This window comes from Streptomyces atratus, assembly GCF_014648655.1.
Lineage (GTDB): Bacteria > Actinomycetota > Actinomycetes > Streptomycetales > Streptomycetaceae > Streptomyces > Streptomyces atratus.
In genome coordinates this window covers 8526-21206 of the sequence record NZ_BMRN01000022.1, presented here as the reverse complement: position 1 = coordinate 21206, position 12681 = coordinate 8526, and the positions used below count along the sequence as shown (strand labels likewise).

The window sequence follows — 12681 nt, the reverse complement described above, 5'->3', positions numbered from 1 at the left end:
TCCGGTGACGGGCGACAATTGTGTGGAGTGCAGATGACCGAGTCCGGAAACCTCGTCTCCGGCACCGACGGTGTGCCGGGCGGGAACACGCTGCAGCAGGCCGCACTCGTGCGTGAGCTGGAGTCCCTCCCCACCGCCGAGCAGAAGCGGGTGCTGCTCGATCTGGTACGGGACAACGCCCTCGCCGTGCTGCGGCAGGCCCGTCCCGACACGCCGCCGACCATGGAACCGGATCGCGCCTTCCGTGAACTGGGGCTCGACTCCGTCGCCCTCGTCGCGCTGCACGCCCGTCTCACCGCGGCGACCGGCCTCGCCCTGCCCCCTACCGTCGTCTTCGACCACCCCTCACCGGCCGCCCTGGCGGCCCATCTGCGTACGGAGGCGCTCGGCCTGCCCGACCGGCCCGAGCCCCTCGTCGCACCGGCCACCGCCACCGACGAGCCGATCGCCGTCGTCGGCATCGGCTGCCGCTACCCGGGTGACGTCGCCTCGCCGGAAGACCTGTGGCGGCTGGTCGCCGAAGGCACCCATATCCGGGACGAGTTCCCCACCGACCGCGGCTGGGACCTGGACCGGCTCTTCGACGACGACCCCACCACCCCGGGCACCACCTACGCCCGCCACGGCGGATTCCTGACCGACGCCGCCGGGTTCGACGCCGAGTTCTTCGGCATCAGCCCGCGCGAGGCCCTCGCTATGGACCCGCAGCAGCGGCTCGTGCTGGAGACCGTCTGGGAGGCCGTCGAGCGCGCCGGTATCGACGCGGAGACCCTGCACGGCAGCCGTACCGGTGTGTTCGTCGCCGCCGAGCCGCAGGAGTACGCCATGCGCCTGCACGAGGCGCCGGACGGCCTGGACGGCTACCTGCTCAGCGGCAACGCCCCCAGTGTCGTCTCCGGGCGGGTCTCCTACACCCTCGGTCTCGAAGGGCCGGCGCTGACCGTCGACACCGCCTGCTCCGGATCGCTGGTCAGCCTGCATCTGGCCGTCCAGGCGCTGCGTCGCGGTGAGTGCGCCCTCGCGCTCGCGGGCGGCGTCGCGGTCATGGGCAGCCCCGGTACCTTCACCGCGTTCAGCAGGCAGCGTGGCCTCGCACCCGACGGGACCGTCAAGGCGTTCGCCGCTGCCGCGGACGGCACCGCCTTCGCCGAGGGCGTCGGCGTCTTCGCCCTGGAGCGGCTGTCGGACGCCCGGGCGAGCGGCCACCCCGTGCTCGCCGTCATCCGCGGCTCGGCCATCAACCAGGACGGCGCGTCCAACGGTCTCACCGCACCGAGCGGACGGGCCCAACGACAAGTGATCCGGCAGGCACTCGCCGACGCCGGACTCGCCCCCGGGGACATCGATGCCGTCGAGGCACATGGCACCGGCACCACCCTCGGCGACCCGATCGAGGCCCAGGCGCTCCTGGCCACCTACGGTCAGGAGCGGGCCGACGGACCGGTCTGGCTGGGATCGGTGAAGTCCAACATCGGGCACACCCAGGCAGCGGCCGGGTCGGCCGGCCTGATCAAGATGATCATGGCGATGCGCAACGGCCTGCTCCCGGCGACCCTGCATGTCGACGCTCCCTCACCCAACGTCGACTGGACGGCCGGCGAGGTCCGCCTGCTGACCGAGCCCGTGCCCTGGGCCCCGTCCACCCGCCCGCGCCGGGCCGGTATCTCCTCCTTCGGCGTCAGCGGCACCAACGCCCACCTCATCGTCGAGGAACCACCCGCCGCCGAGCCCCGGTCCGCGGTCGGCGAGGGCGACGGCACCCGGGCCGAGACCGGTCAGCCACTGCCCGCGGTGATCTCCGCCAGGAGCGAGGAGGCCCTGCGCGACCAGGCACGTCGTCTGCTCGACCGCGTCGAGGCAGATCCCGCCCTGCACCCGCTGGATCTCGCCCACTCCCTCGCGACGACCCGCGCCGCCCTGCCCCACCGCGCCGTGGTGCTCGCCGACGACCGCGACGGCCTGCTCGCCGGACTGCGGGCGGTCGCGGACGGCCAGGACGCCCCGGGCGTGATCGCATCCGTCACCGGCGGGGCCACCGCCTTCCTCTTCACCGGACAGGGCAGCCAGCGGCTCGCCATGGGCCGCCGGCTGTATGACACCTATGCCGTCTACGCCAAGGCCCTCGACAACGCCATCGGCTATCTCGACCTCCAGCTCGACCAGTCGCTGTGGGACGTCCTGTTCGCCGACGAGGGCTCCCCCCAGGCCGCGCTGCTGGACCGCACCATGTACGCGCAGGCGGCCCTCTTCGCCGTCGAGGTCGCCCTGTTCAGGCTCCTGGAGTCCTGGGGAATGCGTCCCGACTACGTTGCGGGGCACTCGATCGGCGAGCTGACCGCGGCCCACGTGGCCGGTGTGCTCTCGCTCGACGACGCGGCCACCCTCGTCGCCGCCCGCGGCCGCCTGATGCAGTCACTCCCCGAGGGCGGCGCGATGATCGCGGTGCAGGCGGCCGAGGAGACGGTGGAACCGCTCCTCGCGCACTGCCGTGACACGGTCGGCATCGCCGCAGTCAACGGGCCGGACTCCGTCGTGCTGTCCGGGGACGAGGAAGCGGTGACCGCGCTGGCCGCACGACTGGAGGCCGCCGGGCACCGGACCAAGCGGCTCAGGGTCAGCCACGCCTTCCACTCGCCGCTGATGGACCCCGTGCTCGACGACTTCCGCCAGGTTGCGCAGATCCTCACCTACGCGCCGCCGAAGCTCCCCGTGGTCTCGGCCCTCACCGGCCGCATCGCCACCGCCGAGGAACTCCGCGACCCGGAGCACTGGGTCCGGCACGTGCGCGAAGCCGTCCGCTTCCACGACGCCGTCCGCCTGCTGAACGACCGGGGCGTCACCACCTTCCTCGAACTGGGCCCCGACCCGGTGCTCTGCGCGATGGGCCGCGAGAGCGCCGACCCGGCGGCCGTGTTCACCTCCGTGCTGCGAGGCGGCCGCGACGAGCCGCGCCAGTTGCTCTCCGCGCTGGCCGTCGCTCACACCCGCGGCGCCCGCGCCGACTGGCACGCGTTCTTCGCGGGCACCGGCGCACACCAGGTCGAACTGCCCACCTACGCCTTCCAGCACAGCAGGTACTGGCTGAGCGCTCCGGACACGGCCCAGGACGCGACCGCGCTCGGCCAGGTCGCGGCCGGGCACCCGCTGCTGGGCGCGGTCGTCGGCCTCGCCGACACCGGCGGCGCCGTCCTCACCGGACGGATCTCCCTCCGTTCGCACCCCTGGCTCGCCGACCACATCGTCGCCGGTCACGCCCTGTTGCCCGGTACCGCCTTCGTCGACCTCGCGGTCGGGGCGGGCGTACAGACCGGCGCCGAGCGCCTCGACGAACTCGTGATGGCGGCCCCGCTGCTCCTGCCCACCACCGGCGGTGTCGCCCTCCAGATCGTCGTCGACCCGGCCGACACGACCGGACACCGCGCCCTCGCCTTCTACTCCCGCGACGAGGACGCCGCCGACGACGCACCGTGGACCCGGCACGCGACGGGCCGGCTGGTCCCGCAGGAGGAGCCCGAGCCCGGGACGGCGGACTTCGCCGCGGGCACCTGGCCGCCGCCCGGCGCCGCACCCGTCGACGTCACCCACCTCTACGACGACCTGGCCGCACAGGGCTACGGATACGGCCCCGCCTTCCACGGCCTGCGAGCGGTGTGGCGTGGCGCGGCCGGCGAGGTGTTCGCCGAAGTCCGGCTCCCCGAATCGGCCGGTGACCGGTCGGCCGCCTTCGGCCTGCACCCCGCACTCCTCGACGCGGTCCTGCACGCGACAGACTTCGCCACCGGCACCCGGCAGACGGACGACCGCGTCCTGCTCCCGTTCGCCTGGACCGGCGTCACTCTCCACGCGACCGGTGCCACCTCGTTGCGCGTACGCATCACCGCGACCGGCACCGACGAGGTCGCCCTCGAACTCGCCGACACCACCGGTGCACCCGTCGCCTCCGTCGAATCCTTCCTCGTCCGTCCGGTAGCCGCCGACGGACTGGCGGCCGCCGCACACCACGACGCCCTCTTCCACGTCCGGTGGACCCCCCTGCCCGTCCTCGCGGGCCCCACCGCCACCGCCGAAGCCGCACTGCACACCGTGCCGGCCGCGACCGGGAACGACCTGACCGCCGACGTCCGCGCCGCACTCGGCGACACCCTCACGGCCGTGCGGACCTGGCTCGACGACGAGCGGCCCCCACGCGGCCGGCTGGCCGTGGTGACCCAGGACGCCGTCACCGTCACGCCGGGGGAGCGGCCCGACCTGGCCCAGGCACCCGTCTGGGGACTGGTGCGCTCCGCCCAGGCCGAGCATCCGGGCCGCTTCGTCCTCGTCGACACCGACGGCTCCCTCACCCCGGACGAGCTGCTGGGCCTCGCCGCCGGTGCGGTCGAGCCCGAACTGGCCGTACGCGCGGGCCAGGTGTACGTGCCCCGTCTGGCCAAGCTCACCCACACCCCGCAGCCCGTCGCCACCCCCTGGCGGAGCGACGGCACCGTCCTGATCACCGGCGGCACCGGCGGCGTCGGAGCCACCCTGGCCCGTCACCTGGTCGTCGAACACGGCGTACGCGGACTGGTGCTGACGAGTCGACACGGACTGGCGGCACCCGGCGCCGAAGAGCTCCGGGCGGAGCTCACCACTCTGGGTGCCGAGGTCACGGTGGCTGCGTGCGACATCGCCGACCGTGAGGCGACGGCCGCCGTGCTCGCCGCCGTCCCGGAACGGCTGCCGCTGACCGCGGTGATCCACGCGGCCGGCGTCCTGGACGACGGACTCGTCGACGCGCTCGACGCCGCACGGCTCGACACCGTTCTGCGGCCCAAGGCCGACGGAGCCTGGAACCTGCACGAACTCACCCGGGACCACGACCTCTCGGCCTTCGTTCTGTTCTCCTCGACGGCGACGCTGCTGGATGGTGCCGGACAGGGCAACTATGCCGCCGCCAACGTCTTCCTCGACGCTCTCGCCGCGCACCGCGCCGCCCTCGGCCTGTCGGCCACCTCGCTCGCCTGGGGTCTGTGGACCGGCACCGGTGGCATGGGCGGCTCCCTCGACGAGGTCGCGCTCCGGCGCATCGAACGGCTCGGCCTGCAACCCCTGTCCGTCGCGGAGAACCTTGCCCTGCTCGACCGCGCCGTCACCACCCACGCCGTACCGGCCGTCGTCCCCGTACGTCTGAATCTGCGTGCCCTGAACGCACGCGCCGCCGACGTCCCGGCCGTCCTGCGCGGCCTGGTCCGTCCGCCGCGCCGCTCCGTGGGCGCCGGCGGGGTCAGCGTCGAGCAGTCGCTCACCCGTCGGCTCACCGGTCTGACCCGCGCCGAACGGGGCGACGTCCTCCTCGACCTGGTCCGCACCCAGGTCGCAGCCGTCCTCGGTCACGAAGGACCCGAACGCGTCAGCCCGACCCGGGCCTTCAACGAGATGGGCTTCGACTCCCTCGCCGCCGTCGAACTCCGCAACCGGCTCGGCTCCGCCACCGGCCTGCCGCTGACCGCGACCCTCGTCTTCGACTACCCGTCCCCCGGCTCGCTCGCCGACCACCTCGCGGGACGGCTCGGCGGCGACACCGACCGCACCGGCCACCCGCACACCCCCACGGTCACCGTCGCGGCCGACGACGAGCCCATCGCCATCGTCGCGATGGCCTGCCGCTACCCCGGGGGTGTGACCTCGCCCGAGGAGCTGTGGCAGCTGGTCGACGAGGGGCGCGACGTCGTCTCCGCCTTCCCCACCGACCGCGGCTGGGACACCGACGTCCACGACCCCGACCCCGCCGCACCTGGCAAAAGCCTGACCGACCAGGGCGGATTCCTTTACGACGCGGCGGACTTCGACGCCGAGTTCTTCGGTATCAGCCCCCGCGAGGCGCAGGCCATGGACCCCCAGCAGCGACTGCTGCTGGAGATCGCCTGGGAGACCGTCGAGCGCGCGGGCATCGACCCGCACACACTGCGCGGCAGCGACACCGGTGTCTTCGCCGGCGTGATGTACCACGACTGGGGCCTGCGCCTGGGCCCCCTGCCCGAGCACGTGGCCGGCTACCACGGCAACGGCAGCCTCGCCAGCGTGGTGTCCGGACGCGTCGCCTACACGCTCGGCACCGAGGGCCCGGCCGTCACCGTCGACACCGCCTGCTCGTCCTCCCTGGTCGCGATGCACTGGGCCGCCCAGGCTCTGCGAAGGGGTGACTGCGGGCTCGCCCTCGCCGGCGGCGTCACGGTCATGTCCACCCCCGACACCTTCGTCGACATGAGCCGACAGCGCGGCCTCGCCGCCGACGGCCGCTGCAAGTCCTTCGGCAGCGGCGCCGACGGCACCGGATGGGGCGAGGGCGTCGGCATGCTCCTGCTGGAGCGGCTGTCCGACGCCGAACGCAACGGCCACCGGGTACTCGGCCTGGTACGCGGTTCCGCGGTCAACTCCGACGGAGCGTCCAACGGCCTGACCGCCCCCAACGGCCCCGCCCAGCAGCGCGTCATCCGCCGGGCCCTCAGCGACGCCGGCCTCACGCCCGCCGATGTCGACGCCGTCGAGGGGCACGGCACGGGCACCACCCTCGGCGACCCGATCGAGGCGCAGGCCCTGCTCGACACCTACGGCCAGGAACGTCCGGGGGACGACAGCCCCCTCCTGCTCGGCTCCATCAAGTCGAACATGGGCCACACCCAGGCGGCCGCCGGAGTCGCGGGTGTCATCAAGATGGTGCAGGCGATGAGGCACGGCACCCTGCCCGCGACCCTGCACGCCGAGGAACCCTCGCCCCAGGTGGACTGGGCGTCGGGCGCCGTGCAGCTCCTGACCGACTCCACCGACTGGCCCGCGCACGGCCGCCCGCGCCGTGCCGGGGTGTCGTCGTTCGGTATCAGCGGCACCAACGCGCACGTCATCATCGAGGAGCCGCCCACCCGGTCGGCCGACAGCGCACCACCGGCCCCGTCCGCCGCCCCGGCCGCCCCGGTGTCGTGGCCGCTGTCGGCGAAGACCCCGGAAGCCCTGGACGCACAGGCCACGCGCCTGCTCACCCACCTCGACACCGTCTCCGACGACGCCCTCGCCGCCACCGGGCACGCGCTGGCGACCACGCGCGCCGCATTCGACCACCGGGCCGTCGTTCTGGGCACCGACCGTACGGAACTCGCCGCCGGCCTCCAGGCCGTCGCCTCCGGCGCCGGGCCCGTGCGGGACACGGTCAGTGAGGGGAAGGTCGCCTTCCTGTTCACCGGCCAGGGCGCTCAGCGCCTCGGTATGGGACAGGAGCTGCACCGGTCCTTCCCGGTGTTCGCGGAGTCGTTCGACGCGGTTCTGGCCGAGCTGGACGCACAGCTGGGGAGTTCGCTGCGCGACGTGATGTGGGGCGAGGACGCCGACGTCCTGAACGGGACGATGTACGCGCAGGCGGGTCTGTTCGCGGTGGAGACCGCGCTGTTCCGGCTGCTGGAGTCGTGGGGGATACGCCCCGCCCTCCTGATCGGCCACTCGGTCGGCGAGATCGCCGCCGCGCATGTGGCGGGGGCGCTGTCGCTGCCGGACGCGGCACGGCTGGTCGTCGCGCGTGGCCGGCTGATGCAGGCGCTGCCCGCCGGTGGCGCGATGGTCGCCGTCGAGGCGACCGAGGCGGAGGTGCTGCCGCTGCTGACCGACGCGGTGGGCATCGCCGCGGTCAACGGGCCGCGCGCCGTGGTCGTCTCGGGCACGGAGGCGTCGGTTCTGGAGCTCGCCGCGACCTTCACCGGTCAGGGCCGCAGGACCACCGCTCTGCGGGTGTCCCACGCCTTCCACTCGCCGCTCATGGAGCCGATGCTCGCCGAGTTCGGTGCGGTCGTGGCAGCCCTGGAACTCGGCCGCCCGTCGCTTCCGGTCGTGTCCGGCGTCACGGGTGACCTGGCGGAGGACTGGGGAAGCGCCGACTACTGGGTCCGGCATGTGCGGGACGCGGTCCGGTTCGCCGACGCGGTGCGGTTCGCCGAGAGCCGTGGTGCCACCACCTACGTCGAGATCGGCCCGGACGCCGTGCTCAGCGGCATGGGCCAGGAATGCGTCGACAACACGGACGCCGTGGCGTTCGCGGCCACGCTGCGCCGGGAACGGCCCGAGGCACGTGAACTGCTCACCGCCGTCGGCCGGCTCCACGCCCGGGGCGTTCCCGTCGACTGGGACGCACTCCTCGACGTCAGCGGCTTCGGACAGGGCCCCGACCTGCCCACCTACGCCTTCCAGCACCAGCGGTACTGGCTCGACCAGGTCGCCGGAGCCCGCGACCTGGACGCGGCCGGTCTCGAACCGGTCACCCACCCCCTGCTGAGTGCCGCCGTCGCGACACCGGACACCGGCGGCGTCGTCCTGACCGGACGGCTCGCCACCGGCACTCAGCCGTGGCTCGCCGACCACGGCGTGCTGGGCAGCGTCCTGCTCCCGGGCACCGGCTTCGTCGAGCTGGCGATCCGGGCGGGCGACCACGTCGGCTGCGGCCGCATCGAGGAACTGCTCCTCGAAGCGCCCCTGACCCTCCCGGCCCGTGGTGGTGTCTCCCTGCGCGTCGTCGTCGGTGCGCCGGACGGATCCGACGCCCGGCCGGTCAGCATCCATTCCCGCACCGGCACCGACCCGGACAGCCCCTGGACGCGCCACGCCTACGGCACCCTGACCCGCGAAGCCCCCGCACCCGCTTTCGAGTTGACTCAGTGGCCACCGGCCGGGGCCGACCCGGTGGACGTCACGTCCGCCTACGAGCGGCTGGCCGCACGCGGTTATGCCTACGGGCCCGCCTTCCAGGGGCTGCGCGCGGCGTGGCGACGCGGTGACGACGTGTTCGCCGAGGTGTCACTCGACGGACCGGCCCGCGACGAGGCCGCAGCCTTCGGCCTGCACCCCGCGCTGCTCGACGCCGCCATGCACGCCGACCTGCTGACCGATCAGGCCGCCGACGCGGCGACACTGCTGCCGTTCTCCTGGAACGGCGTCACCCTGCACGCCGCCGGTACTCCCTCGCTCCGGGTGCACATCCAGCGCATCCGCGGCGACGAGGTGTCCGCCATCATGGTCGCCGACGACAGCGGCGCCCCGGTGGCCACCGTCGAGTCACTGGTCTCCCGGGAGGTCTCGCCGGAGCGGATCGCCGCAGCCTCCGGAGCCCTGTCCGCTTCGCTCCACCGCATCGCGTGGCAGCGGACCGCACCCACCGCCGAGCAGACGGGATCCGTAGCCGACGCCTCCGCATACACGGTCTTCCACTGCCCGGCCGCACCCGCCGACCCGGACGTCCCGGCAGCCGTGCGCGCGCTGACCCGTCACGTCCTCGCCGAGGTCCAGGCGTGGCTCGCCGACCCCGCGTCGGCCACCCGCCGCCTGGTCGTGGTCACCCGGCGCGCGATGTCCGTGCACCCCGGCGAGGACCCCGACCCGGTCCAGGCCACCGTCTGGGGCCTGGTGCGGGCCGCGCAGGCCGAGAACCCGGGCCGCTTCCAGCTCGTCGATCTCGGCCCCGACGACGTCGGCGACGCACCCGCGACGGCTGCGGCGCTCGCCGCCGCCGTCTCCTCCGCAGAGCCCGAAACCGCCGTCCGGCAGGCGGAGTTGTGGGTTCCACGGCTGAGCCGGGCCACCCCGTCCGACCCGGCGCGTTTGACCCCGTGGGACGCGGACGGCACCGTGCTCATCACCGGAGGCACCAGCGGTCTCGGCGCACTCGTCGCCCGCCACCTGGTCACCGAGCACGGTGTCCGGCATCTGCTGCTCGTCGGCCGACGCGGCATGGACACGCCGGGTGCCGAGCTCCTCGTCGCCGAACTCACCGGCCTCGGGGCCGACGTCGCCGTCGCCGCGTGCGATGTCGCCGACCGCGACCGGCTTGCCGAACTTCTGGGCGGCATCGCGCCGGAGCACCCGCTGCGCGGCGTCGTGCACGCAGCCGCGGTCGCCGACGGCGGACTGGTCGGCACCCTGACCCCCGAGGGGTTCGACGCCGTCCTGCGCCCCAAGGCCCACGGGGCCTGGACCCTGCACGAACTGACCAGGGACACCGACCTCACCGCCTTCGTGATGTTCTCCTCCGCGGGCGGCCTCGTTCTCGCCGCCGGACAGGCGGACTATGCCGCAGCGAACGTCTTCCTGGACGCGCTGGCCGCCCACCGCGCGGCCGCCGGACTGCCCGCGACCGCCCTCGCGTTCGGCATGTGGGAGGTCAGCACCGGCCTCGGCGGTGATCTGACCTCGGCCGACCTGGAACGCATGAAGCGGCTCGGCCTGCCTGCACTGCCCGCCGACCGGGGGCTCGCCCTCTTCGACGCCGCCGTCGCCACCGGCGAAACCGTCGTCGTCCCCCTCACCGTCGACGCGAAGGCACTCGCCGCCCGCACCGACGAACTGCCCGCGCTGCTCCGTGACCGGGTCCGCACGCCCGTGCGCCGCACCGTGCGGCCGGGGGCGCCCGGTTCCGCGCTGGAACGACGCCTCGCCGGTGCGACACCCGAGGAACGCGCCCGCGTCCTGCTCGACGCGGTACGCACCCAGGTCGCCGCGGTCCTCGGCCAGCCGTCGCCCGAGGCGGTCGGCCCCGACACCGCCTTCCGGGATCAGGGCTTCGACTCCCTCGCCGCCGTGGAACTGCGCAACCTGCTGGCCGGCACGACCGGGCTGCGGCTGCCCGCCACCCTCGTCTTCGACTACCCCAACTCCCGTGCTGTGGCGGGCCACCTCGACACCCTGTTCACCGGCACGGCACTCGCCTCGCCCACCGCCGCCCCCTCGCCCCCCGTTGACGACGAACCCATCGCCGTCGTCGCCATCAGCTGCCGCTTCCCCGGCGGAGTCCGCTCGCCCGAGGACCTGTGGAACCTGGTCGCCGACGGCGTCGACGCCATCGGTGACTTCCCCGCCGACCGCGGCTGGGACGCGGACGCCCTCTACGCCCCCGAGCCCGGCCTGCCCGGCCGTACCTACGTACGCGAAGGCGGATTCCTCTACGACGCCGCCGAGTTCGACCCCGAGTTCTTCGGCATCATGCCCCGCGAGGCCCTCGCGATGGACCCGCAGCAGCGGCTGCTGCTCCAGTCCGCGTGGGAGGCCTTCGAACGCGCCGGGATCGACCCGGAGACCCTGCGCGGCAGCCAGACCGGCGTCTACGCCGGTGTGATGTACCACGAGTACGGCAGTCGCGTCACCGACGTTCCCGACGACCTGGCCGGCTATCTCGGCAACGGCAGCGCGGGCAGTATCGCCTCCGGCCGCGTCGCCTACGCGCTCGGCCTCGAAGGCCCGGCCGTCACCGTCGACACCGCCTGCTCCTCCTCCCTCGTCAGCCTGCACATGGCCTGCCAGGCGCTGCGCACGGGCGAGATCGACCTCGCGCTGGCAGGCGGGGTCACGGTCATGCCGACCCCCGAGATCTTCGTCGACTTCAGCAGGCAGCGGGGCCTCGCCGCCGACGGCCGCTCCAAGGCGTTCGCGGGTGCGGCCGACGGCACCAGCTGGGCCGAGGGCGTCGGGCTGCTGCTGGTCGAGCGTCTCTCCGACGCCCGGCGCAACGGCCACCCGGTCCTCGCCCTGGTCCGGGGCAGCGCCATCAACCAGGACGGTGCGTCCAACGGCCTCACCGCACCCAACGGCCCCTCCCAGCAGCGCGTCATCCGCAAGGCACTGGCCGCCGCCGGACTCGCGCCGGCCGATGTCGACGCGGTGGAGGGCCACGGCACCGGAACCCGGCTCGGCGACCCGATCGAGGCGCAGGCCCTGCTTGCCACCTACGGCCAGGACCGGTCCGCCGACCGGCCGCTGTGGCTCGGCTCGGTCAAGTCGAACATCGGGCACGCCCAGGCGGCGGCCGGTGTCAGCGGTGTCATCAAGATGGTGATGGCCCTGCACAACGGCCTGCTGCCCAGAACCCTGCACGTGGACGAGCCGACACCCCAGGTGGACTGGGAGGCCGGCGGCGTACGGCTGCTGACGGAACCGGTCATCTGGGCACCGCAGGACCGGCCGCGCCGGGCGGGTGTCTCCTCCTTCGGGCTCAGCGGCACCAACGCCCACATCATCATCGAGGAAGCGCCCCAGGCCGCCGACCCGGCCACCGGGACAGGCATGCCGGACGAGGCCGACGCGACCTTCCACCGGGAGCAACTGCCCGTCGTACCGCTGCTGCTGTCGGCCCGGAGCGCCAAGGCGCTCTCCGCACAGGCCGACCGGCTCCTGACGCACCTGGAGACCGAGCCTGAGCCGTCCCTCATCGACATCGGCTTCTCCCTCGCCACCACCCGCGCCGCCCTGGACCACCGGGCCGTCCTCCTTCCGGCCGACCGCGCAGCAGCAGTCCACACCCTCGCCGAACTGGCTGCGGGCCGTGCGGGCACCGACGTCATCACCGGCCCCGGGATCCTTCCGGAAGGCCTGACGGCGTTTGTGTTCACGGGTCAGGGTGCGCAGTGGTTGGGTATGGGGCGTGGGTTGTATGAGGCGTTCCCGGTGTTCCGGGAGGCTTTTGACGGGGTGTTGGGGGAGTTGGACGGGCGGTTGGGGTGTTCGTTGCGTGAGGTGGTGTGGGGTGAGGATGCGGAGGTGCTGAACGGGACGATGTTTGCGCAGGCGGGGTTGTTCGCGGTGGAGACGGCGTTGTTCCGGTTGGTGGAGTCGTGGGGGGTGCGGGCTGATGTGGTGGCGGGTCATTCGGTGGGTGAGATCGTGGCTGCGCATGTGGCG

1 protein-coding gene is annotated in these 12681 nt (G+C 73.6%); it reads left to right on the top strand.

All coding sequences use genetic code 11. The features are described from left to right. Positions 1-33: 33 nt before the first annotated feature. On the top strand, positions 34-12681 hold a 12648-nt coding region (locus tag IEZ15_RS27905; protein ID WP_194535975.1), incomplete at its 3' end, for a type I polyketide synthase.